Raw genomic sequence first — 22,791 nt, 5'->3', positions numbered from 1 at the left:
TTAACTTCCGCCTTTTTATTATGAAATGGGTTCCATATTCACTTACAGCAATCCAGCCCACTTTAGTCCATGATATATACCGTCTTCACTAACATCCTTTGTCACATGATTTGCAAGTTTTTTTAAGTCTTCATGGCCATTTCCCATCACAATACCTGTGCCAACAGCTTCGATCATTTCTAAATCATTTAAGCCATCTCCGAATGCATACACTTGATCACGATTAAAACCTAACTTTTCAATATATTTCTCAATTCCTTTTGCCTTAGAACCACCATTAGGAATGATGTCCATTGAATATGCATGCCAACGAATAAAATGAAAATCTGGATAATGATTAATAAACTTTTCCTCTTCATTTACTTCACAAAAAAGTAGTGTTTGATAAATATTACGTTCCTCATAAAAATTAGGCTCATATGCTGGATGCTCAAAGTTTAAGCTTCCGAAGCCTTCTTTCACATAATCATGATATTCCACTGATGCTCTCATATCTTGATGGTCAAGGTATACAAGTGGATATCCTTCTTGTTTTGCAAACTGAGTAAACTTATGTAAAGCATCTGGATGTAACGGATTATCAAATATTACCTCATCTTCAAAGACAACATATTGTCCATTAAAACTAACATAATTATGTATATCAAGTTCCTTGCGAATATCTTCGAACATAAATGGCGCGCGCCCTGTCGCAATTGCTACATGTACACCTTTCTCTTGTAACTGTTTTACTGCATCTCGTGTAGATTGTGGAATTTTTTTATCATGATCTAATAACGTTCCATCAATATCAAAAAAGACAATTTTATCATTCATTTGTCAAAATCCTTTCTGGCACTCTATATTCCTATTTTGAATATCACTTTTCAAATTCTAAAAAAAAGTATAACATATTAAACATCTGTGAAGAAAGCGTTCCCTTTCTGACCTTATTTGTAAACTTTGCATATATATATATTAGTAAAACATGTGGATACTTGTTCGGATGAATTTTCTTTTCCATTCTTCCTCATACTATACCTATAACTAACGGCTACTAATCGTTACTATAGAATAACTTTCACTGTATGGGAAAGGACAAGATTCACCATTCACTTTTGTCCTATCTCTTATATCAGAGATAGAGTTTTCACTAGTAATAGGCATGTTTAAAATAAGGAAAGGAAGGAGTAATCATGCTGAAGAAGCTGAAGAAAAAGATCAAGCGTTATTTAAACGGTCTAGTCCGTAAAAAGACAATCGCTTAAATTATGCCCATTTAGGGCTTTTTCTTCATTCTCATTCGAAAAAACATGAAAATCGTGACTGTTTGCTTTATAATAAGTAACAGATAATGCAAAACATAGACAAGGAGAGGTTTTCCAAATGATTTTTAAAGTATTTTATCAAGAAAAATTAACTGAGGTTCCAGTACGTGAAAATACAAAAGTTTTATATTTAGAGGCTACGTCTGAAAAGGATGTTCGTACAAAATTAAATAAGTTCGCATATAATATCGAGTTTGTTCAGTCTGTTACTGGCGCTCATCTTGAATATGAAAAAGAAAACGCTGATTTAACATTAGCGGAAATCGTATAGCGATATGAAATTTCTAAAAAACGACCAAGTTGCTGTATTTGCTCTCGGTGGGCTTGGTGAAATCGGTAAAAATACATACGCTGTTCAATTTCAGGATGAAATTATTATAATTGATGCTGGAATTAAATTTCCAGAGGACGAACTTCTCGGAATCGATTATGTAATACCAGACTACACTTATTTTGTGCGAAACGAAGATAAAATTAAAGGGTTATTCATTACACATGGTCACGAAGATCATATCGGTGGAATCCCTTACCTATTACGTCAAGTGAACATTCCAATTTACGGTGGAAAATTAGCAATTGCGCTCATCAAAAACAAATTAGAAGAACACGGCTTACTTCGTAAAGCAAAACTTTACGAGATTCAAGAAGATGACGTTATTAAATTCAAAAAAACGTCTGTATCCTTCTTCCGTACAACTCACAGTATTCCAGATTCGTACGGCGTTGTTGTGAAAACACCTCAAGGTCAAGTTGTTCATACAGGTGACTTCAAATTTGACTTCACACCAGTTGGTGAACCAGCTGATTTAACGAAAATGGCTGAAATCGGTAAAGATGGCGTACTATGTCTATTATCTGATAGTACGAACAGTGAAGTTCCAAACTTTACTATGTCTGAGCGTCGCGTTGGTGATAGCATTCAAGACATTTTCCGTAAAGTAGAAGGACGGATTATATTCGCAACCTTTGCATCAAATATTCACCGCTTACAACAAGTTGTTGAAGCTGCTGTTGAAAACAACCGTAAAGTAGCTGTGTTTGGTCGAAGTATGGAAGCAGCGATTGAAATTGGACAAAACCTTGGTTATATTCGTTGCCCGAAAGATACATTCATAGATGCATCTCAACTAAACCGCTTACCAGCTAATAAAGTTGTTATTTTATGTACAGGTAGTCAAGGTGAACCGATGGCAGCACTTTCACGTATTGCAAACGGTACACACCGCCAAATTCAAATTATTCCTGGAGATACAGTTGTTTTCTCTTCTTCACCAATTCCAGGAAATACAATTAGCGTAAGTCGTACAATTAACATGTTGTACCGCGCTGGCGCTGATGTAATTCACGGTAAACTTTCAAATATCCATACAAGTGGACACGGTGGACAAGAAGAACAAAAGTTAATGTTACGTCTAATTAAACCGAAGTACTTCATGCCAATTCATGGTGAATATCGTATGCAACGTATGCACATGAACATAGCAAATGATTGTGGCATCCCTGAAGAAAATTGCTTCATTATGGATAATGGCGATGTTCTTGCTTTACGTTCGGATGAAGCTAGCGTAGCTGGAAAAATCCCATCTGGTTCGGTCTACATTGATGGAAACGGTATTGGAGATATTGGCAATATCGTATTACGAGATCGTCGTATCCTTTCTGAAGAAGGACTTGTAATTGTAGTTGTAAGCATTGATATGAAAGAATTTAAAGTTGCAGCAGGACCTGATATCATCTCACGCGGTTTCGTTTACATGCGTGAAAGCAGCGATTTAATCAATGATGCACAAACATTAATTACAACTCATTTAGAAAAAGTAATGGAGCGTAAAACAACACAATGGTCTGAAATTAAAAATGAAATTACAGACACATTAGCTCCATTCCTATATGAGAAAACGAAACGCCGTCCAATGATTTTACCAATCATTATGGAAATATAAGAAAAAGGACAATGCCATGAAGGCATTGTCCTTTTCTTTTCTCTTATCTTAAAAAGTGTTTAAATCGATCCACTTCATCGTCATGACCAATGACAATTAATATATCTCCTGCTTGAATACTCTCCGTAGCTCGAGGGGATACGATAACTTCTTTACCTCGTTTAATTGCTACAATATTCAATCCAAACTTCGCACGAATATCTAATTCAATTAAAGAGTGCCCATCAATTTTTTTATTCGCAATAATCTCTACAATACTATGCTCATCTGAAAGCTCAAGGTAGTCTAACACATTGCTTGATGCAATATTATTAGCAATCCTTTTTCCCATATCACGTTCTGGATGCACAATATGATCTGCACCTATTTTACTTAACACTTTTTCATGATAATCATTTTGAGCTTTTACAGTAATATTTTTTACACCCAGCTCTTTCAAAATCAAAGTCGTTAAAATACTTGAATTTAAATTATCTCCAATAGCAACGACTACGTGATCAAAATTTCGAATACCGAGGCTTTTTAATACCATCTCATCTGTTGAATCTGCAATTACAGCATGCGAAGCTATATTTGCAAATTCATTAATTTTATCCTCGTCTGAATCGATTGCCATTACTTCCATACCTAATTGAGCTAGTTCTCGGCAAATACTTCCACCAAAGCGACCAAGTCCAATGACAGCAAATTCTTTTTCTTTCTCACCCACAGGAATTCCTCCAATAACTTCAAGTACTATTTATTTTCAGTGTAACACACTTTATATGCGTCACAAAAACTGTAATTAGCTCTTATTTTTGTTTTTGTATATAAAAATATTGTTGCAAGTAAAAAGCGATACCAACAAGTAACATAGCAAATACAAATATATTTCCAAACGAACTAAATGTTTCAAAAACGAATAATAATGTTTCTTGACCAAAAAAGGCAAATAGAAGCTGTGTGAAGGCAAATAATAATGCCCATATGTAATGATGTTGATGGAATAAATAATGCGTTGCACCTAAAAAAGCAATAAATGAAAAGATAAAGATCCACCAGTTTTCTAAAAATAGTTGCCAATTAAAAAATTGATATCCATTTACTAATATCGCAATAAGCGCGATAACTGCCATCGTCGGCACACTCCAAAATAATGCCCGTCCTCTAAAGAAACGAGTGCCTTTAACGTCTCCTTTTTCATGTGCAATATATGTTAGTACTACTGTGCTTATATACAAAACAGAAAGAATTGTTAAAACGATAATGAGCCAAAAATGTAATTGATAATATTCATGCTCTATATTTGTCACGATTGCAGCTAACATGCACGGAATTAACATTCCCGTCCAACCATCTACTTTTCTTTCATTCCAAAAGACCGTATTACCAATCCTTATTCCTAACAACATAAAAATAATGATACCCAATACAAATAACGTAGTTTTATTCCCTACTAAACTCGTTGAGAAAGCAATTAATCCAATAAATAAAAAGAGCACAAACCCATTCATAATTTCTAGTACAGGTGATAAATATCTCTTTACCCATTTGTATGTTTCGTCATATTCATTATTATCTACTAGACGATAGGCATAAAAACTTATCCCAAAATAAACCGCCGCAATAATAACATACGCATATAAGACGAAACATAAAATCGCACTGCTAATTTGCACGTAATTCCCCACCCTTTTTTCTATGTTTCACATTGATTTTACACACTTTTCATACTAAAAGTAAACATATATAAGTTAGTCAGATAATTAATAATGAGCAGTGGCTAAAACCCCCTGCTCATTATTAAAACAGTACAATTAACTTTAATTCTTTTATTTGTATGTAAATGTCTAAAATCAATCTATACGAGCGTTACTTACACCTCAAAACAAAAAGTTTTTTGGAACCTTCATGAAAGCGGAAGTTTTATTTTCTATTCCCTTTCCACTTTACATATTGGCTTAGAAATGTAATTGCCTTTTCAATCACTTCTTCGTCTGGTTTTAATTTTGCATGATGTAAACCATATTCTGAATTTACTCCAAGCCAAAACATAAATCCAGGGATTTCTCGAAGCATATAACCAAAATCTTCACCTGTCATTGCCTCAGTACATGTAATAACATTCATATCAGTTTGTTTATGTACAAATTGCATAAACTCTCTCGTTAACTCTTCATGGTTATATACTTGATGATACATTGCTCCGTAATCTATAATCGCCTCACACTGGAAAGAAGCTTCGATACCTGCAACAATTGCCTCAATTCTGCTTTTCACACGCTTCATTGATTCCACTGATAATGTTCGAATCGTTCCTTCTAAACGAGATTTTTCTGCAATAATATTTTGAACCGTACCACCTGTAATTTTCCCGATTGTAATTACTGCACTATCAAGAGGATTTACATTGCGACTAATAACAGATTGAAGCTGTGTAACAAGATGACTCGCTGCAACAATCATGTCATTTGCAGTATGCGGATAGGCAGCATGGCCACCTTTTCCTTTTAAATCAATATATAATTCTGAAGTATTGGCAAATAACAGTCCTTCTTTCGTTGCAATTGTCCCTACAGCGTATTCTGGTGCAATATGAAGACCAAGAATTATATTTGGTTTCCATTCTTTTAACTCTTCACTTTCTAACATAGGAAGAGCACCGCCTGGTCCTTCTTCTGCTGGCTGGAATAGAAATACAAGGTCATCATCTATTCTTTCGCTCACAGCTTTCGTTAGAAGGCCTAAACCGATCGCTGTATGTACATCATGGCCACATGCATGCATCATTCCTTCATGAATAGAAGCAAACTTGTATCCAGTTTCCTCTGTAATTGGTAAACCGTCTATATCTGCACGATAACCTATTATTTTTTCGGGTTTTTTTCCATTTACTTTAACGATTACACCCGTTTTCCATGTCTTCACTTCCACAAATTCATGAGAAAGTGTTCCTATATAATCTAAAATATACTGTTGCGTTTTCCATTCCTTAAATCCGATTTCTGGAATTCTATGTAGATCTCTACGAATTTGGACAAATTTGCTTACTGTCATTTTTGCACCTCTATCTATAAAAAGCGTAAGAGCCCATTTACGCTCTTACGCTTTTTTACTTTTTATTTCTCTGGGTTTAATTGACGAAGCTCTTGTTTAATTTCTGTTTTTGCTTTTGTCTTCTCATCAATTTCTTTAATTACACGTGCTGGAGTACCTGCAACAACTGTGTATGGAGGCACATCTTCTGTTACAACAGCTCCCGCTGCCACAACTGCACCTTTACCTACTGTAACACCCTCTAAAACAACTACGTTTGCACCGATTACTACATCATCTTCAACGATAACTGGTTTTGCAGAAGGTGGCTCAATAACACCTGCAAGTACAGCACCTGCACCTACGTGACAGTTTTTACCGACTGTTGCACGTCCACCAAGTACTGCGTTCATGTCGATCATAGAACCTTCACCAATTACAGCACCAATGTTAATTGTTGCATTCATCATAATTACAGCGTTGTCACCAATTTCAACATGGTCACGAATAATAGCACCTGGCTCGATGCGAGCTTTAATACCTTTTAAATCAAGCATTGGGATTGCAGAATTACGACGATCGTTTTCTACAACGTAGTCAACGATGTGCTTATTATTCTCATCAAGAATTGTCTTAATTTCAGACCATTCTCCGAATAATACACCTGATTTTTTATTCACAAATGCTTGTACTGTTTCAGGGAATGTTACTTCTTTTAAATCCCCTTTTATGTATACCTTTACAGGAGTTTTCTTTTCACTTTTTTGAATAAACGAAATAATTTCGTTAGCGTCCATCATTTTCATTCTTGTTGCCTCCTAAATCCATTTATAATGTTACTCTACCAAACGGAAGAGCGAGTAGCAAGATAATAATCTTATTTTTCTCTTTGAATTTCTTCTATAATTTCTAAAAATGCTTGTACTTGTTTCAACTGCCTTGCCGAGTCACTTGTTAACAACCATGTTTCTCTCGTCAGTTGAACAGGTGTTTTATACATATTTTCCTGTACTTCCTTTAAAACAGTAGAAGGTAAAAGGGCATAACCTATACCATTTAAAACAAGTTGTTTACATGTTTCAATTTGGTCAACTACAATCGTTCGCTTAGGCGGATTAGAAAATAAACCATACCACCAATTTTGTATTTGTCCATAATAAGTCGAATCACTTTTAAATTGAATGAACGGCCTATTTGTTTCTTTTAACATCGAAATATCTTTTATTTCTTTATCAACTAAATACAGTTCATCTTCAAATAATTGTTGCTTCTGACCTTTATATTCTTGTGTTCCCCTCAGTATAGCAACATGAACGTCTCCTTCATAAAACTGCTTTTGCACTTCACTACTCCATCCAGTAAACAGCGATATCTTTACAGAAGGATATTTATGCACAAACTTTTTCAAAACAGGAGGGAGCCAATATTGACCAATAACTGATGCAACAGCTATTTTTAACGTTCCATGAGTTTCCGTTCTAAAAACAGCTAGCTCACTTTTTATATCTTCTTCCCTTTGCAACATTTCTTTAGCATAATTTGCTACTTTTTCCCCTTCAGGTGTAATTGTCAATCCTTTTTGTGAGCGAATAAAAAACTTCATTCCCCATTGTTTCTCCATAGATTGTAATCGTTGACTCAGCGCAGGTTGGGAAACAAATAAACGTTCCGCCGCTTTTCTCATATTTGATTCCTGAGCTAACACAACCATCATTTGAAAATCATCAATTTGCAACTTTCTCCCTCTTTCCTTAGCTTCCATACACCTTATTTCAATAAGCTTTTCATCCTTAATTTAGCCGAATGCTTTCATTCAGAAAATACAATTTCCGAGCGCAAACTTCCTTATGTTTTATGTCTTTTTAAATATAATACATACACAAGTGATATGCACGAAAAAAAAAGTGACTTCTTCGTTTCTATGAAGTCACTTTTCTCACGTTATCGATTATGTTGCCTTACTTTCTTATTCAACAATTTTAAAATAGCCCGACGTGTTAAAATCCCCTCAAAATAGCCTTCTTCATTAACAGCACAAATAAAAGGATGATCAATTGTCATTTCTAAAGCTTTTGCAAATGAATCTTCTAATTTAAGAACAGGTATATCTTCCTTCATCACCTGCTCTACTTTCATATCATCAAGTCTTTCAAACTCAATACGCTCTAATCCTAACATACCATCTAATATCATGGCAGTACTAATCAAACCATGTAGTTTATACATTGGATCTAAGACAGGTATCGCCGAATATCCAGATTTCACAAGAACGAGTAAAGCATGTTCTAAACTATTTCCAATTTGGACATGAGCTACTTTTTCCGATGAAATCATTAAATCCTTCACAAGAATTTGTTGAAATTCGTCTTTCGGAATACTAATCATATTACATCCCCCATTTTCCCTTTTTCCTGCTTATGTTCACAACTCTATTCACATTTTATGACAGCGTTTTCATATTATTATTTTGTCCTAAATTTATTTTAATAAAAATACAATCACACAGCTATTTTAGCATACAGTACAAAAAAAAGACTACCATTCCGGTAGCGCTTAATACCCTTTATTTTTTAATCTGTAAAATAACCTTGTGATTTTTTTATATTGCATCACATCTGTCTGTTTCAAACCATTCTCAATATCTGTAAGTTCCACAGCTAAAATTTCACTTGCATAATTTTGCTGAAATAAAATATCTAGTAGCAAACTTTCTTCTTCCTTCGTTAAAACAACTTCCCTTTGCATATACCCCTCTCCTTACACTCGCATCGTTACTCTTATTATATAAAAAATTCAACCTATTTAATAGATGTAATATTCAGTTTTTACTAAAAGATATGTAGCAATCGTAAATAGACAAAAAATCATTTCGTATATCGATTTGCATAGCTAAATGCCGCATAAGCATCCGGCTTAATTTTTGCAGTTAATCCCATCGCTCGAATTTTTTCTGTCATATCTAAAATAAATTCTTTTGTTAAACCATCATTCCCAATGTCTAAATGAATTTCCATTATGAATCCAGCCCCATCTTGAGCATAAGGGTGCAATAACTCCCATATTGTTTGTATATGAGTAGGCGTAAATAGACATGCGATTTCTTGACTAAACTGTGTTTCTAAATATATTTTCTCACGTAAGGTTGTTGGCTTATCTTTTACTGATCTATGGTGTAAACAACCCCAGGCACCTTTTCCAACACGATGAATATGGATTGCTGTAATAAACCTCGTATCCTTTTGATGGGCTTGCGAGTCTGTCCCAATGGATAATCGATATAAATTTCGTGGATCCTTTTCAATGAAACTACAAATACGGTTAAAAACCATATCGAAATTTAAATGTCTCTCTGAAACATTGTAAAATTTATGTGCACCGTCCATAGAGTCACGTCCTTTCAATTAGACAGACTTTTTGTATTCTCATTGTATGGGACAAAAACTAAAATTATAACTTCCTATCCTTTATTCGTTTCAATATTTCGAATTATAAAGCGACAAACTTGGCACGTATAAATTACATTTTGATTAGATTGAGCCGTTAATACATGAATAATCTCAGCAGAACTTTGACAATTAGGACAAATCACAACTGGTAAACGTTCCATATGATAACCTCCTAGTTATATTTCCCCCGCTATTTGCAGAACCCAGCGATTGTGAGAAATTTAGCTTCACATATTCAGCCGGTTGACGGGACTAATTATCCACATGGATAAGCAAACTTGCACGGATTAAATTTTCATTTTAATACCATTGTAGGAAAAATAAAAAACTTCTATACATTACGCCGGAAAGTAATAGAACTAAAAAAGGTACTGCCATGTGGCAGTACCTTTTTTATATGTATCAAGAAATGATATCGTAAATCTCAATTGCAACCATGTCGATATTATCGAATTGATACACTTGAGGTTTTTCACCTTGTTGATACACTTCTAACTCATACATTTCACTTTTATCGAAAAATTTCACGCTACATTTGCGCTCACCGTTCACTTCAAAATAGCGTTGTGCTACTTCACCGCTTTCAGCTTGTTCTTGTAGACTAACAAGTCGAGTTAAAATTCCTTGGAGTAGAGACATGAAATCTCTCCTTTCTCTGATCTTCCTACCAATAGGTTTTACAGCTATACTCATTCTATCCGTCATAACAGAAAAAATGTTCCACACTCTAGGATAAAGGTTATTGGCCAGAAACTCAACTAAAAATTTGTCGAAATGCGAAGGAAAAAACAGAAAGAACATATTTCCCCTTCTTTATTGCGGTTTTTATATTGGAAGAATATAATAAAAAACAGAAAAAAGGAGGAATTACAATGAAAAAAATTGAGGTTTATACACAACCCGATTGTCCGCCATGTGTTATTGTAAAAGAATTTTTGAAGCATAATAACGTTGCATATGAAGAATTTGACGTAAAAAAAGACGCTGCTGCTCGCAATCGTCTTTTAAACGACTATGATTCTTATTCAACTCCAACAGTCGTAATTGATGGCGAAGTAGTTGCAGGTTTTCAAATTGAAAAGTTACAAAAACTACTCAATATAGAATAGGAATAGGTAAATACCTATTCCTATTCTTATCCCGCTATTTGTAGGTAATAAAACTCCCACCCAAAATTTAGCTACAGCAAAGAAGTTAGATGGAAGAGTAATCCCTCCCACTGATTAAAAGTTTCACTTTATAATTGTTGCAACCTTTTTATTTCAGTTAAAAGTTCCTGACTTTCATGATATCCTGCTAACTTCCATTTATCTTGATCCCTTTTCAATGTTACAATTTGATATTGTCCACTTTTTGTCCGCTCATATACATATAAATTTTTATGTTCTTCATCATACGACATTTTCGTTTCTGAATTAAAAGAAAACGGTGCTTCTTTTGCCGGAAGTAAATATTCACCACTTTGTTTATCACTTCTGCTATTTTCATCTGTAAATACTTGAAGGAAATTATCTGTAAAATACGGTGATAACATCTCTATCATCTTATTCATCGGCAAATTCTTCCCACGAATTGAAAATTGGGTTTCATAGCCTTTTTGTATCGTTGTAAATACTTCTTTCCGATCGACTTCCACTTCCTCTTTTCCTAAAACAGTCGTAACACTATAACCAACTAGAAAGGCAACACATACAAATAGAACAAGCCATATTCCATATTTCCTCATTTTTTCACCTTCCTTTTAAAAGAACTTGTCTTTGTAGTATTCATTGTAACAATGATTATGCAAAGAAAGGACAGGTTTCGTTCGTAAAATCTTTACAACGATAGACAGCATTTTCATCACCATTTTCACTATTACCAATTTATGATAAAAACAAACAAAAAATGCACGAATCTCTTCGTGCATTAAAATAAAACATCTTCTTCATATAAATATTCATAAGATAAATCTATAAATAAAAAGTTGTCATCATCAATCGGGAAAGAAAATGTTCGTACCATTTCTCCCGTTTCAATATCTGCATATAAATCTGAAAGCCTCGCCTTATTCTCAAAACGCATTTTCATGATATTCTCGAGAAAATACGGACGCCAACTCCAGTTCTTCATATAATAATCCGGCATCACAATCCATTCTCCATCTTTTTTCATAACATTTCCTGATTGCTGGAAACCATCTTCATTACAAATAAATATACGAAAACTACACTGTGATACACTTTGACTAAATTGTAATAACCAATCATTTATATCTTCATTCTTTTTTTGTTTTGATAAAACATCGCCAATGCGATCGCGTAACATCTCTGTTAAATTATAAATTTTTTGTAACTTCTTCTTTTCATGCTGAATAAACTGATGACATTCATTACCAAGTCGCTCTTTCAAAACATTCGTTTCAATAAAATCAGGTAAACATTCTTTCAAATAATTACCTTGATAATATCTTCCGCCGTTCTTCCAAGCATATTGCAGTTGATAAAAAGCATCTATTTCTTCATATAACAAAGTTGCACCAATTCTTCTAGCAAGTAATGATAAAGAATATAAAATATCTTGATAAGATTGTAAAAGTGCTGTTTGCCTTAAGTTCGTTAAATCTACTTTTAAAATATCAGGTGCTAACACGCTAATACGCTCTAAATTACTTGTGCCCGTTCCGACTTTATTAATTGAAATTTGAATACCATATGTACGATAATACATAAGCAAATGATTAAATTGCTCTATATCTTCTTTACATTCATGCTCTGTAATCTCTAAAACAATTTGTTTTAAATTTAAACCTTGTTCTTCATACCTCAATAAAAGTTGAAGCAAGCTTTCATCATCATCATTCATTAATACATTAGCATTCCGATGTATAAATAATAATAATTTTTGATCGCTTTCTAAATAACGATTTAAAGCTTTTTCTACTATAATATTATCCGCTTCCAGTTGAAATTCACTTGGAATTGAATCATCGTGAAAGAAAGAAGCTAAACTTTGTATGCCCTCTTCTGTTTGAATACGTCCTACTACTTCGTATCCAATTACAGTATGCTCATCAGCACTAAAAATAGCTTGATAATAAGGAAGGACTTTATCCAAGTTACTCATTACATCTAATGCATCTATCAACGTGCTTCCCTCCCTTTACTTTTCAAAAATTATAACATGATATTTACGGAAAAATAATAAAAAATCCCTTCAGTTTTCCTGAAGGGATTAGAGGGGTAAAATGCTAAGGGGAATTAGCAATTCTACTATGAAGAAAAAAGAGGTCTTAAATATAACGTATATATGACCTCTTGTAAACACTTTTCTTTCATATGTCACAATTCCGTCACATTTAACCATAAAAAATGAATCAAACATTCATTTTTTTATCCCTTTTAAAATGGATATTGATGTAAATGTTGTCCTCCATCCATTGTCATGCAAGTTCCATTTATGTACGCAGCTTCATCTGAACATAAATAATAAGCTAGACCAGCGATTTCTTCTGGCGTACCCAGCCTTCCAAGAGGAACACTTTGTATCGTACGCTTAGCCATTTCTTCTGAAATCCATAATTTATCAGCACCGCCCGTACGTTCAATTGGTCCTGGCGCGATAGCGTTAACTCGTATTCCATATTTACGTCCCCACTCAACAGCGAGCGTCTTCGTCATCGCTAATACTCCTGCCTTCGCTGCAGCCGAATGAATAACTCCTGGACCAGCATCCCATGCATATGTTGCTACCATGTTAATGATATTCCCTTTTATCCCTTTTTCAATCCAATATTTTCCAACAGCATGGCTACAGTAAAATGTACCGTTTAATACAATATTAATGACTGAATTCCAACCATTCACGGATAAATCTTCTGCTGGACAAATAAAGTTTCCAGCTGCATTATTTATTAAAACATCAATTCGACCAAACTTCTCATCAATCTGTTCAATCATTTTCTGAATGTCATCCGTATTTCTTACATCCATTTGTACAGGTAATACTTGCCCTGGAAATTGTTCAATTTCCAACTTCGTTTCCTCTAGTTTTTCCTTCGTACGTCCTGTAATAACAACTCGTGCCCCTTCTTTTGTAAAACGAGTCGCCATTCCTTTTCCCATTCCACTCGATCCACCTGTTATAATAACTACCTTTTCTTTCACATACATCCCCTCCAAAAAATGAATACATATTCATTTTATCACTTTATTTAATAGAAATCTTTATATTTTTAAAGTTTTCTGATATTTTAACGTAAAGAACTTTCTTTTCATTCATTTTTTTTCGTAATCTATACTAATTTTTTATTATGTAAAGTATATTTTTAAATAAACTGAAAGGAGATTTGAGTAGCCTATAAATGGAATAAAAACCTTGAGGTATACTCATATTTTTATGAAGCATATTACAAGAAGAACTTTTTTGAAAATTGGTATGCGTACTTGTCTCTATTCATTTATAACCAGTAGCATCGGATACTACTATGCTAAATATATAGAGCCCCATTTCATTTCTTTTACACAGCACACATTAAAATCACAACTCATCCCAAAAAGTTTTCATGGTATGAAAATTCTTCAATTCAGCGATTTACATCTCGGATACTATTTCTCGCTCCAGCATTTATCTCAAGTTGTTTCTAAAATTAATGCTGTAAATCCAGATATTGTCCTTTTTACTGGAGATCTCATTGATAATTATCAAACGTATACTGACACTCCTTTCGTCGCATCCATTTTAAAAAATATACAAGCCCCCTTTGGTAAATTCGCTATTTATGGTAACCATGATCACGGTGGATATGGAACTGAATACTATGAGCACATCATGCGTGAATCAGAATTTGAACTATTGCTCAATAGTGAAAAAAGAATTCGTCTAATGGATAATAGTGAAATTTCTATTTTCGGTCTCGATGATATACTACTAGGCAAACCAAAAATAGAGAAAACATTACAACATGCACGGCAAAATACTTATAACATCGTTCTTGTTCACGAGCCAGATATCGCACCGCAAATTTCCAAATATCCAATCAACTTGCAACTTTCTGGTCATAGCCATGGCGGACAAGTACAAATCCCTTTTTTAGGAGCTATTATTACACCATCACTCGCCAAAGACTATATTGAAGGCTTCTATACGATGCAGGATTTAACCCTCTATGTCAATCGAGGCCTCGGAAGAACACGTGTTCCATTTCGTTTTATGTCAAAACCTGAAATCACAATTTTTACACTCCAACATTCGTAATAATTCGCCTATTTTCTTACATATCCTTTCTTGTACGCGCTCATCCACGTTTTGTTTACCATATGATAAAAGTGAGTCCAATAAAGGAGGTATGTTCATGTATCCATATTATCAACCAATTCCAGTCCGTTCAGCACCTATTGGTCCAGTAGGCGACTCACGCTTCTTCCCGTTTTTTGGCGTTCCCTTTCTAGCTGGAATTGCTGGTGGATTGCTCGGCGGAGCATTAGCTTTCGGCCCTCGACCATTTTATCCACCTTATCCACCACCTTTCCCGCCGCCAGCACCTTATCCTTGTTACGGTGGACCATGTCAGCAACCATACTATTACTAAGTTAAAATAACGATTCTTTCAAATGTTATTCTCTCAACGAGCCACCTCATTACACGCTTATAATAAAACTATTGTTTCTACCCATCCTTCCATTTTTGGAGCATATGAGTAGAAAAAAGTAAAAACCTCTTATGGACATAAGAGGTTTTTACTTTTTTCATTATTCAGCGTCTGTATTTTGATACGCCATCTTAAACAACTTCACTTGGCTATCAATTTCTTCTGTACTACCATTAATAACATAATAGTAATCACCATCTTTATTTTGTTCACGTGTCTTCACATTATCAGCTAATGTAAGCTGTAAAATCGCCTTAATTCGTGCCTTCATTTCAATATCTAATATCGGGAAAGATATTTCCACTCGCTTCTCCATATTTCGCGTCATCCAATCAGCTGAAGATAAATATATTTTCTCCTCTCCATTATGATGGAAATAATAAATACGGCTATGTTCTAAATATCTTCCCACAACACTAACTACACGAATATTTTCACTTACATTTGGAATACCAGGTCTTAAACAACATGTTCCTCGAACAATGAGCTCTACCTTTACTCCAGCTTGCGATGCTTCGTACATTTTTTTTATTAACGGTTTATCTGTTAATGAATTCATCTTAGCGATAATATATCCATTTCCATATTGTCTATGATAACGGATTTCTTCATCTATTAAATCCATAAACTGCTCTCTTATATCAAATGGAGCAACCGATAAATGATGAAAATGTGGCTTTGTTGTATAACCACTTAAATAATTAAAGAAATTGGTTGCATCAACCCCAAAATCTTTTCTTGATGTAATATATCCAAAATCAGTATATAACTTCGCTGTTGCATCATTATAATTTCCAGTTCCGAGATGTACGAACCTTTCGATTTTTCCGTTTTTTCTTCTTACAACTAACGTAATTTTACTATGAGTTTTCAAGTGACTTACACCGTAAATAACATGACAGCCTGCCTGTTCCAATTCTTTAGCCCAATGAACATTGTTTTCTTCATCAAACCTTGCCTTTAATTCAACTAATACCGTCACTTGTTTTCCCTTTTCAGCCGCTATTTTTAACGCCTGAATAATCGGTGAATCACCACTTACACGATATAACGTTTGTTTAATCGCAAGTACATTCGGATCGTCTGCCGCATCACGGACAAAATCAACTACCGGCTGAAATGATTCAAAAGGATGATGTAATAAAATATCATGCTCAATTGCTTTTTCAAATACATCTTCTTCATCACCTAAATCTTGAGGCGGTTGCGGAATAAGAGCCGGATATACAAGATGTTCATATAAAGGAGCTAGTTTTTTATATAAAGAAAACAAACATGTTAAATCTAATGGACCATCCATTATATATACATCTTCATCTTTTACTTCCAGAACCTCATATAATAACGCTAATACTCTTTCATCAATGTGTTCTTTCCCAACTTCTAAACGAACAGCAGCCCCCCACTTACGCTTTTTTAATTCTTTTTCAATTACCTTTAATAAATCTCTCGCACCTTCTTCATGAATCGTTAAATCTGCATTGCGTGTAATACGGAAACGAGTAACAGATGATACTGTATATCCCGTAAATAATTTATGAGTAAAGCTACTAATTACGTCTTCTAATAAAATAAATTTATGCTTTTGCCCTTCGCTCGGTAAAATTATGAAGCGCTCAAGTAATGAAGGAACTTGTACAATCCCTAACTTCGTCCTGTTTTCTTCTTCCGCTTGCTTCTCATCATATAAAAGAGTAGCCAAATTCAAACTTTTGTTTAATAACATTGGAAATGGGCGATATGCATCAATAGCTACAGGAGTTAACACCGGGAAAATTTGCTCGTCAAAATACTCTTCTATAAATTCTCGCTGCTCTTTCGTCAAATCATTGAATGTTAAACGTTCAATTCCCTCTAACTCAAGCGCTGGTAATACATAATTTTTAAATGTATCATATTGTACTGTCATTAGTGCATGGGCTTTTATCGCAATTTTATTTAATTGCTTTTTTGGTGTTAAGCCAGCTTTATTTTCTGGCTGATTAAATCCAGCACTCACTTGATCCTTTAATCCCGCTACACGTACCATAAAGAATTCATCTAAATTCGAACTAAAAATACTAATGAATTTCAATCTTTCCAAAAGTGGATTATTTCCATCTTGCGCTTCTTGTAGTACACGTTCATTAAATGCTAGCCAGCTTAACTCTCGATTATTGTAATAAGCTGTATCATTTAAATCTACTGCATTCCCCTTCGATAATTCCATTCTCTTCACACTTCCCCTTGAAACTTTTTTACTATAATTTAGTTAATTTCATTTTATCAAATTACAATATTACAAAGTGTAAATTTTTCGTAAAGACATCCGTACAACCTAATGTTTTAATTCAAATAATAAATTAATATTCGTTTTTAATACTCTTTCTAACTGTTTTTTTTGTTTTTCAGCTTGCACTTTTTCTGCTAATGCAGACTGTTCACATAAAACTTTAAACGTTAATCCCTCTTCGCTTTCTGTTATAGATATGGTATCAACAAGCGATCGTTGCCTTACATTTAAAGCAGCTGAAAATTGTAAAACAGCTCCTAATAGGCGGATTTTTTTTTGTTCACTTTTATCAAACCAACCTTCAAATGGAGATAAATGTTGTTTAAATAGCATTTTTGATTTATAAGATGCAATAAGTGCTAACCTCACTCTATCTTTATGCATCATGCCATCAATTGTCTTATTCGCTAATAAATAAAACGTATGTAAACGACTCGCTTCTTCGTCTATATATTTGCCTATATTAAATACTTTCGCTGCTTGATGGAACACTTCCCAGTCTTTTACTGACATAGAAATAAGCCCTATTTCCTCAAGTTGTTTGCAAATTAGTCTTCCATGTTTAATAAGTTGAATAACAAATTCCATGTCCATTTCGTATTCATATGATAGTAAATGCAAACTTTCTTCAACTACGTTCGGATAATATGAAATCCCCAAATCTTTTGTCAACTCTTCATAGAAAACACCTTCTCTTAACCCTTTTCTACTTAATACAAATGCCGGTGCCTCTATAACATTAACAAGTGTATGAAATACTTCAACCGCTGGAATAATCGTATCTGCTCGATCTTTTGCCAATCCTTCCAATTTCTGAAGTTCTATGAACGACAATTTTTCTAATTCCTCTTTTACACTTTCAATATCTTCTTCTTTCATCTTGTATAAATGTAATCCTGCTATAGGATAACATATTAAATTCTGATGGATTTTTACTAAGTTCCTAGCACTACCACCAATTGCAATAAGAGGCAATTTCTTATTGATTAACCATGGTAACGTTCGAAATTGAGACTCTAAATACTGTTGCATTCCCTCTAACTCATCTTTAATAGGAATATCACCTTTAATAAATTGTTGCTTTAAAGAAAGTGCCCCAAAAGGAAAACTATGGTACTCTAAAATCTCTCTATTTCTAAAGTATGTAACTTCCGTACTTCCCCCACCAATATCTACCGTTATTCCTTCTGAAAACGATGTAGAATTCATAACCGCCAAGTATCCGTAACGCGCTTCCTCATACTCTGATAATACTCTAAGAGTAAAGTCTGTTTGTCCTTCAACAAGCTTTTTAATTTCCTCTTGATTCTCCGACTGTCTAATTGTTGCTGTTGCAACACAAAGTACATGATGCAACTGATGGAATCTTGTACTTTCTTGAAATTGAAATAATGTCTGTAATAATACTTCTATTCCCTCTTCATTCAACACACCATCAATTAAGTAATTCCTTAACCTCGCAACAACTTTCGTATTTTCAATCTCTTTATAATAACCTCCATTTTGCTTTTCATAAATAACTAAACGCATTGTATTAGATCCAATATCTATAATGGCATACTGTTGTTTTAATATTTCTTTCAAACTTCTCACTCTTTCATTATCAAATTTCAAAAACATATTCTATTACTATTATACAAAATAGTTGTTTTTTGTAACAATATTGCTTTAATATTGAAAATATATACAATCACTTTTTGCGTATAATAAATACCTATTTTATTTATGGTATAATAATGAAAAATTGAAAGGAGATTCAATATGAAACCTTCACAACCACAATCTCAATTACAAAATCAACATTCTATTAATCGACTAGCTCAATCTATTTTCGTTGTGAATCGTCATGCTAAAGCAGCTACTAATCCTAAATATTTATACTGGTTAAAAAAGACAGCTTTAGAACGTTTGATTGCTGAAAAAAAAGCAATTAAAGAAGGATTACATTTTTCTAGAAACCCACGTTTTAGCCAACAACAATCTGATGTCCTTATACGTTTAGGCGATTATTTTTTCCACATCCCTCCTACGAAAGAAGATTTTCGAATTCTACCGCATCTTGGTCATCTTGAATCCTCCTATCGAAATCCGAAAACAACCTTATCATTAACAGTAGCAAAAAAAACACTTCAAGATTATATTGGTCCTGAAGCATTAAAACAAGAAAAAAAATTAAGTGAACCTGTTCCATGGTATAGTCGTACTTATACAAAAAAATAAAACAGTTTGGCCTACACTTGGCCAAACTGTTTTATTTTTTCTCTTCTTTAATTTTAATATTTGCTTGTTTATAAAAAGCTACTTTTTCTGTATTATAAGACTTTGTGAATTCATTAAATTTATCTTTTTCTGACTCAATATCCTTATAAGACTGATTTACTACTTTTACTTTTTCACTAATATCTTTTAATTTAGTACCTTTATCTTGTAACATTGTATATAACTCTTTTTCTTGTTTTAAAGATTTGTCATAGCTGTCATACATTTTATTAAATGAATCGTGTCGTTTCTCATACGTGCTTTTCACTTTATCAGCTTGATCTTTCAATTTCTTATCTTCAATTTTCTTCACATACTTATCAGCTGACTTCACTTCTTCTTGCGCTTTATTTAAAACTTCTTTTTCTTTTGTAAGCACTTTTTCTCGTTCAGTTGTATTTTTCACTGCTTGATTCAGTTTTTCTTTAACAGTTTGATTATTATCTTTTCCTTCTTGCACAATTTGGTTATATAATTCTTGTCCTTCTTTCTCTAAAGTCTCAAGTTTTTTTGCATCTTCAAACATTGTTTTTTCTTGTTTAGCAGCGTTTTCAAACGCTACATATAATTCTTCTTCTGGTTTCGGACCGAAACAACCGGCTAATAAAATCATTGATAATGCAGTTACAATTGCTAATTTACTATATTTCAACATCTCTTCCTCCTACTTATAAACGACCATCGTGTAATATAAAAAAGTTATAAAATATGTAATTGTTCTATACACTCGCATCTTTTTTACGAAGATCATTAATATTGTTTGTACAAATTATTACTTGATATTACATTCTTCTTTTTGAATTATTTAGCAATTCCATATCCATCTTTAAGTATACTACTTCGTGTTTTTTAAGGCCTGTTCACACTATGTATTACTTTAATGTCCACGGAATTTCACCTCAGTCTTAATAAGACTATAATAATTCACCTGATAAAAGGTGATTACTCCGCTCTCACGTCTATCATTCCCTTTCCAGCTTTTTATCAATTAATCTCTTTGTTCATTTTACACAGTACAATCGATGTCTCGCAACAACTTACAAATATTCTTTTCATTTCCTAAAAAGGAAAAGTGTAGAGCTTGCTTTCCTCTACACTTTTAAAATAAAACACACTGTGCAAATTGCATTGGCATTACCATCATAATTATATGCTTATTTCATATATTTTTAAAGACTTTTATTACAAACGTGGCGTTTTTTGTAATAAAAGTCAAAAAAATGTTACAAACAAAACATCTTCCTATCATATATCTTCAAATCAAAGCTTCACTCATTTTCTTGCAAATTTCTATACTGGTACAATTGATTTTGCGACTTTCTCAACAGTTCTTCAAACGTTTTTCCTTCTACTGGATAGCTAGCTGCTCCAAATAAAAGAGTGACACTGAGTAAATCCCCTTCTATTTCACTTTCAATATTTTTCATTAATCGTTTTGTTATTGTTGATGTTTCATGACCATTATCAATTGCTACAATAACATACTTATTTTCATCCCACTTTGTAACAACATCGCCCTTCCGAATTGTCTTTACAATGGTATTCTCTAATTTTTGTACTAACACTCCCAATTTTTTTTCTTGCAACGTGTCTTTTAATCCTTCCCATTCTTTTACAGAAAGAATGTACACTGTAATATTACGAGAATCTCTTTCAGATAAAGCAGCTACTTTCCCAAAAAAATCAACAACAAAATCGTTGCTTGCCATTCCTCCTACTTCCACATCCATACGCTCGCTCGCTCTTTTATCGTACCAATGTCCAAAATAATAACTTAGTATCATTTGCAATATATAAATAATAAAGACGGTATAAAATGATCGTGAATCTAGTTTTGCAATTACATCCTGAAGTGCAATCCATTCTGTAACTGCCACAGTATTACCAAGCAATAATCCACTAATTTTCCCTTTATGTTTCATACTTTTCCCCCTTTTATACCAATATATGTTTCTATATCAATAATGTTTTTCTACAAAATAAAAAATGTACATATCCAATGTACATTTCCGCTTAAGCTTGTATACCTTTTCTACTCTATTTCATATATATAATATATAACTTTTATAGAAAGGAGTAATCTATATGCTACAAAAAGAGAATCTATCAGATGCTATGCGTTTACTAGCTGGTTTTCTATTATCATTAAAATTATTATTTACCTCTTTCGGCATACACTTTATTACAAACGATCAAATCGACGCTATTGTTAATGTTGTTTCATTTTTATTTATTCTATACTTTGGCTACAAAAATAACTATGTAGGAAAAAAAGGAGTGGAGCAAAAGAAAATACTCAAAAAACACAACCTTCACTAAAAAAGGAACCTTTTGTACAGGTTCCTTTTTATCATTGACGCACAACAACTTCATTTGTTTGCAATGGGCCATATGATACCTCTTTGTCTTGAAATGTATATGTAGCCTGAAAGAATACTTGTTTAAGAGCTTTATCTTTATTAGCTTTTATTTTACAACGTAGTTCCACCTTCTCATTTGGTAACAAATCATCAATTCGCCATCTTACAAGCTGGAATAAAAACTCACTTATCCCCTTATCAACTTTTAAAGAATTAGGAATATAAGCAAAGTAATCTCGAATCATATGACTTACAACAACTCTCGAAATCATTTCTAACCCTTTATTTTCCACTTCAATTCGCATAATAAGTATGTCGTTTACATCATAGGTCAATTCATACGAAAATTGTTCTGTATACATACTACCAATTTGTAATGTAACGGCTATTTGAGGAGGTTCGTTTTCCTTTTTCGATCCGTCAATCCACAATACTGGTTGTAGCGGTATTGAATACTTTCCTGTATCCGAAATTCTTCCCCATATTTTCATAATATATATTCACCTCATTTCAGATGTACCATACACACAATGAATTCCCCAGATTACTAAAGTTTGCTA

At 33.4% G+C, this 22,791-nt stretch carries 26 protein-coding genes; 7 read left to right on the top strand and 19 right to left on the bottom strand.

Annotated features, from left to right (window positions below; all coding sequences use genetic code 11):
* Positions 1-42: 42 nt before the first annotated feature.
* Positions 43-816 (bottom strand): Cof-type HAD-IIB family hydrolase, encoded by a 774-nt coding sequence (locus ACTFRH_RS16685; RefSeq protein WP_000998266.1) that lies wholly within the window; start codon positions 814-816, stop codon positions 43-45.
* A gap of 549 nt (positions 817-1,365) precedes the next feature.
* Here ACTFRH_RS16685 and ACTFRH_RS16680 point away from each other — a divergent pair.
* Positions 1,366-1,578, top strand: a complete 213-nt coding sequence (locus ACTFRH_RS16680) for a DNA-dependent RNA polymerase subunit epsilon (protein ID WP_000576435.1) — start codon at positions 1,366-1,368, stop codon at positions 1,576-1,578.
* Between the two features lie 4 nt (positions 1,579-1,582).
* Positions 1,583-3,250, top strand: a complete 1,668-nt coding sequence (gene rnjA, locus ACTFRH_RS16675) for a ribonuclease J1 (RefSeq protein WP_000670377.1) — start codon at positions 1,583-1,585, stop codon at positions 3,248-3,250.
* A gap of 43 nt (positions 3,251-3,293) precedes the next feature.
* Here the strand turns inward: rnjA and ACTFRH_RS16670 are convergent, their stop codons facing one another.
* From ACTFRH_RS16670 to ACTFRH_RS16625, 10 genes are all read right to left on the bottom strand, one after another.
* Positions 3,294-3,959 (bottom strand): potassium channel family protein, encoded by a 666-nt coding sequence (locus ACTFRH_RS16670; RefSeq protein WP_000504034.1) that lies wholly within the window; start codon positions 3,957-3,959, stop codon positions 3,294-3,296.
* 82 nt (positions 3,960-4,041) lie between these two features.
* Positions 4,042-4,908: a hypothetical protein gene (locus ACTFRH_RS16665; RefSeq protein ID WP_001167319.1), complete on the bottom strand. Its 867-nt coding sequence runs from the start codon at positions 4,906-4,908 to the stop codon at positions 4,042-4,044.
* 247 nt (positions 4,909-5,155) lie between these two features.
* Positions 5,156-6,286, bottom strand: coding sequence for an N-acetyldiaminopimelate deacetylase (locus ACTFRH_RS16660; protein ID WP_000218669.1), 1,131 nt, complete (start codon positions 6,284-6,286; stop codon positions 5,156-5,158).
* A 62-nt stretch (positions 6,287-6,348) separates the two neighbouring features.
* Positions 6,349-7,071, bottom strand: a complete 723-nt coding sequence (dapD, locus tag ACTFRH_RS16655) for a 2,3,4,5-tetrahydropyridine-2,6-dicarboxylate N-acetyltransferase (RefSeq protein WP_000783241.1) — start codon at positions 7,069-7,071, stop codon at positions 6,349-6,351.
* A 71-nt stretch (positions 7,072-7,142) separates the two neighbouring features.
* Complete coding sequence (locus ACTFRH_RS16650; RefSeq protein WP_001987174.1) at positions 7,143-8,027, bottom strand: LysR family transcriptional regulator; 885 nt, start codon at positions 8,025-8,027, stop codon at positions 7,143-7,145.
* A gap of 179 nt (positions 8,028-8,206) precedes the next feature.
* A complete protein-coding gene (gene cbpB, locus ACTFRH_RS16645) occupies positions 8,207-8,650 on the bottom strand; it encodes a cyclic-di-AMP-binding protein CbpB (protein WP_000623581.1) in 444 nt (147 codons plus the stop codon).
* Between the two features lie 168 nt (positions 8,651-8,818).
* The gene (abbA, locus tag ACTFRH_RS16640) at positions 8,819-9,010 is read right to left on the bottom strand and encodes an antirepressor AbbA (RefSeq protein ID WP_001188692.1); all 192 of its coding nucleotides are present in this window, start codon (positions 9,008-9,010) and stop codon (positions 8,819-8,821) included.
* A 119-nt stretch (positions 9,011-9,129) separates the two neighbouring features.
* The gene (locus ACTFRH_RS16635) at positions 9,130-9,648 is read right to left on the bottom strand and encodes a ribonuclease H-like YkuK family protein (protein ID WP_000348491.1); all 519 of its coding nucleotides are present in this window, start codon (positions 9,646-9,648) and stop codon (positions 9,130-9,132) included.
* 74 nt (positions 9,649-9,722) lie between these two features.
* Positions 9,723-9,872 carry a hypothetical protein gene (locus tag ACTFRH_RS16630; RefSeq protein ID WP_000440541.1) on the bottom strand — a complete coding sequence of 50 codons (150 nt, stop codon included), beginning with the start codon at positions 9,870-9,872 and terminating at the stop codon, positions 9,723-9,725.
* Positions 9,873-10,113: 241 nt separating this feature from the next.
* Positions 10,114-10,350 carry a YkuJ family protein gene (locus ACTFRH_RS16625; protein WP_000055151.1) on the bottom strand — a complete coding sequence of 79 codons (237 nt, stop codon included), beginning with the start codon at positions 10,348-10,350 and terminating at the stop codon, positions 10,114-10,116.
* A 233-nt stretch (positions 10,351-10,583) separates the two neighbouring features.
* Between ACTFRH_RS16625 and ACTFRH_RS16620 the strand changes: the two genes are divergently transcribed.
* On the top strand, positions 10,584-10,820 hold the full coding sequence (locus ACTFRH_RS16620) for a glutaredoxin family protein (RefSeq protein WP_000717872.1): 237 nt from the start codon (positions 10,584-10,586) through the stop codon (positions 10,818-10,820).
* Between the two features lie 128 nt (positions 10,821-10,948).
* Here ACTFRH_RS16620 and ACTFRH_RS16615 read toward each other — a convergent pair whose 3' ends face one another.
* From ACTFRH_RS16615 to fadH, 3 genes are all read right to left on the bottom strand, one after another.
* Positions 10,949-11,437 (bottom strand): DUF3993 domain-containing protein, encoded by a 489-nt coding sequence (locus tag ACTFRH_RS16615; protein ID WP_001233807.1) that lies wholly within the window; start codon positions 11,435-11,437, stop codon positions 10,949-10,951.
* Positions 11,438-11,619: 182 nt separating this feature from the next.
* On the bottom strand, positions 11,620-12,837 hold the full coding sequence (locus tag ACTFRH_RS16610; protein ID WP_000564306.1) for an EAL domain-containing protein: 1,218 nt from the start codon (positions 12,835-12,837) through the stop codon (positions 11,620-11,622).
* A 254-nt stretch (positions 12,838-13,091) separates the two neighbouring features.
* Positions 13,092-13,856 carry a 2,4-dienoyl-CoA reductase gene (fadH, locus tag ACTFRH_RS16605; RefSeq protein ID WP_000660917.1) on the bottom strand — a complete coding sequence of 255 codons (765 nt, stop codon included), beginning with the start codon at positions 13,854-13,856 and terminating at the stop codon, positions 13,092-13,094.
* Between the two features lie 232 nt (positions 13,857-14,088).
* On the opposite strand from fadH, the gene ACTFRH_RS16600 reads away from it, so the two are divergent.
* Both ACTFRH_RS16600 and ACTFRH_RS16595 read left to right on the top strand, forming a co-directional pair.
* Positions 14,089-14,946 (top strand): metallophosphoesterase, encoded by an 858-nt coding sequence (locus ACTFRH_RS16600; protein ID WP_002164159.1) that lies wholly within the window; start codon positions 14,089-14,091, stop codon positions 14,944-14,946.
* A gap of 97 nt (positions 14,947-15,043) precedes the next feature.
* Positions 15,044-15,280 carry a hypothetical protein gene (locus ACTFRH_RS16595; RefSeq protein ID WP_000283738.1) on the top strand — a complete coding sequence of 79 codons (237 nt, stop codon included), beginning with the start codon at positions 15,044-15,046 and terminating at the stop codon, positions 15,278-15,280.
* 160 nt (positions 15,281-15,440) lie between these two features.
* Here the strand turns inward: ACTFRH_RS16595 and ACTFRH_RS16590 are convergent, their stop codons facing one another.
* Both ACTFRH_RS16590 and ppx read right to left on the bottom strand, forming a co-directional pair.
* Positions 15,441-17,549, bottom strand: a complete 2,109-nt coding sequence (locus ACTFRH_RS16590; RefSeq protein WP_000423549.1) for a polyphosphate kinase — start codon at positions 17,547-17,549, stop codon at positions 15,441-15,443.
* Between the two features lie 108 nt (positions 17,550-17,657).
* Positions 17,658-19,232, bottom strand: a complete 1,575-nt coding sequence (gene ppx, locus ACTFRH_RS16585) for an exopolyphosphatase (protein ID WP_003302605.1) — start codon at positions 19,230-19,232, stop codon at positions 17,658-17,660.
* Positions 19,233-19,373: 141 nt separating this feature from the next.
* Between ppx and ACTFRH_RS16580 the strand changes: the two genes are divergently transcribed.
* On the top strand, positions 19,374-19,832 hold the full coding sequence (locus tag ACTFRH_RS16580; RefSeq protein ID WP_000804864.1) for a YkyB family protein: 459 nt from the start codon (positions 19,374-19,376) through the stop codon (positions 19,830-19,832).
* Between the two features lie 31 nt (positions 19,833-19,863).
* Here the strand turns inward: ACTFRH_RS16580 and ACTFRH_RS16575 are convergent, their stop codons facing one another.
* Both ACTFRH_RS16575 and ACTFRH_RS16570 read right to left on the bottom strand, forming a co-directional pair.
* Positions 19,864-20,526 carry a YkyA family protein gene (locus ACTFRH_RS16575; protein WP_000922485.1) on the bottom strand — a complete coding sequence of 221 codons (663 nt, stop codon included), beginning with the start codon at positions 20,524-20,526 and terminating at the stop codon, positions 19,864-19,866.
* Positions 20,527-21,139: 613 nt separating this feature from the next.
* Positions 21,140-21,793 (bottom strand): diguanylate cyclase domain-containing protein, encoded by a 654-nt coding sequence (locus tag ACTFRH_RS16570; protein WP_000680819.1) that lies wholly within the window; start codon positions 21,791-21,793, stop codon positions 21,140-21,142.
* A 163-nt stretch (positions 21,794-21,956) separates the two neighbouring features.
* On the opposite strand from ACTFRH_RS16570, the gene ACTFRH_RS16565 reads away from it, so the two are divergent.
* A complete protein-coding gene (locus ACTFRH_RS16565; RefSeq protein WP_000939449.1) occupies positions 21,957-22,190 on the top strand; it encodes an SPP1 phage holin family protein in 234 nt (77 codons plus the stop codon).
* Between the two features lie 31 nt (positions 22,191-22,221).
* On the opposite strand, the gene ACTFRH_RS16560 is transcribed toward ACTFRH_RS16565, so the two are convergent.
* Complete coding sequence (locus tag ACTFRH_RS16560; RefSeq protein WP_000708124.1) at positions 22,222-22,722, bottom strand: hypothetical protein; 501 nt, start codon at positions 22,720-22,722, stop codon at positions 22,222-22,224.
* Between the last annotated feature and the right edge of the window lie 69 nt (positions 22,723-22,791).

It is taken from the genome of Bacillus cereus group sp. MYBK216-1 (assembly GCF_051916495.1).
GTDB lineage: Bacteria > Bacillota > Bacilli > Bacillales > Bacillaceae_G > Bacillus_A > Bacillus_A thuringiensis_K.
This window is presented reverse-complemented; position numbering and strand designations above follow the sequence as displayed.

Excerpts from the sequence above, each read along its gene's own strand:
- ACTFRH_RS16685 (WP_000998266.1), bottom strand. The coding sequence starts at position 816 with ATGAATGATAAAATTGTCTTTTTTGATATTGATGGAACGTTATTAGAT.
- ACTFRH_RS16680 (WP_000576435.1), top strand. The coding sequence starts at position 1,366 with ATGATTTTTAAAGTATTTTATCAAGAAAAATTAACTGAGGTTCCAGTA.
- rnjA (WP_000670377.1), top strand. The coding sequence starts at position 1,583 with ATGAAATTTCTAAAAAACGACCAAGTTGCTGTATTTGCTCTCGGTGGG.
- ACTFRH_RS16660 (WP_000218669.1), bottom strand. The coding sequence starts at position 6,286 with ATGACAGTAAGCAAATTTGTCCAAATTCGTAGAGATCTACATAGAATT.
- dapD (WP_000783241.1), bottom strand. The coding sequence starts at position 7,071 with ATGAAAATGATGGACGCTAACGAAATTATTTCGTTTATTCAAAAAAGT.
- ACTFRH_RS16650 (WP_001987174.1), bottom strand. The coding sequence starts at position 8,027 with ATGGAAGCTAAGGAAAGAGGGAGAAAGTTGCAAATTGATGATTTTCAA.
- cbpB (WP_000623581.1), bottom strand. The coding sequence starts at position 8,650 with ATGATTAGTATTCCGAAAGACGAATTTCAACAAATTCTTGTGAAGGAT.
- abbA (WP_001188692.1), bottom strand. The coding sequence starts at position 9,010 with ATGCAAAGGGAAGTTGTTTTAACGAAGGAAGAAGAAAGTTTGCTACTA.
- ACTFRH_RS16635 (WP_000348491.1), bottom strand. The coding sequence starts at position 9,648 with ATGGACGGTGCACATAAATTTTACAATGTTTCAGAGAGACATTTAAAT.
- ACTFRH_RS16630 (WP_000440541.1), bottom strand. The coding sequence starts at position 9,872 with ATGGAACGTTTACCAGTTGTGATTTGTCCTAATTGTCAAAGTTCTGCT.
- ACTFRH_RS16625 (WP_000055151.1), bottom strand. The coding sequence starts at position 10,350 with ATGTCTCTACTCCAAGGAATTTTAACTCGACTTGTTAGTCTACAAGAA.
- ACTFRH_RS16620 (WP_000717872.1), top strand. The coding sequence starts at position 10,584 with ATGAAAAAAATTGAGGTTTATACACAACCCGATTGTCCGCCATGTGTT.
- ACTFRH_RS16615 (WP_001233807.1), bottom strand. The coding sequence starts at position 11,437 with ATGAGGAAATATGGAATATGGCTTGTTCTATTTGTATGTGTTGCCTTT.
- ACTFRH_RS16600 (WP_002164159.1), top strand. The coding sequence starts at position 14,089 with ATGAAGCATATTACAAGAAGAACTTTTTTGAAAATTGGTATGCGTACT.
- ACTFRH_RS16595 (WP_000283738.1), top strand. The coding sequence starts at position 15,044 with ATGTATCCATATTATCAACCAATTCCAGTCCGTTCAGCACCTATTGGT.
- ACTFRH_RS16590 (WP_000423549.1), bottom strand. The coding sequence starts at position 17,549 with ATGGAATTATCGAAGGGGAATGCAGTAGATTTAAATGATACAGCTTAT.
- ppx (WP_003302605.1), bottom strand. The coding sequence starts at position 19,232 with ATGTTTTTGAAATTTGATAATGAAAGAGTGAGAAGTTTGAAAGAAATA.
- ACTFRH_RS16580 (WP_000804864.1), top strand. The coding sequence starts at position 19,374 with ATGAAACCTTCACAACCACAATCTCAATTACAAAATCAACATTCTATT.
- ACTFRH_RS16575 (WP_000922485.1), bottom strand. The coding sequence starts at position 20,526 with ATGTTGAAATATAGTAAATTAGCAATTGTAACTGCATTATCAATGATT.
- ACTFRH_RS16570 (WP_000680819.1), bottom strand. The coding sequence starts at position 21,793 with ATGAAACATAAAGGGAAAATTAGTGGATTATTGCTTGGTAATACTGTG.
- ACTFRH_RS16565 (WP_000939449.1), top strand. The coding sequence starts at position 21,957 with ATGCTACAAAAAGAGAATCTATCAGATGCTATGCGTTTACTAGCTGGT.
- ACTFRH_RS16560 (WP_000708124.1), bottom strand. The coding sequence starts at position 22,722 with ATGAAAATATGGGGAAGAATTTCGGATACAGGAAAGTATTCAATACCG.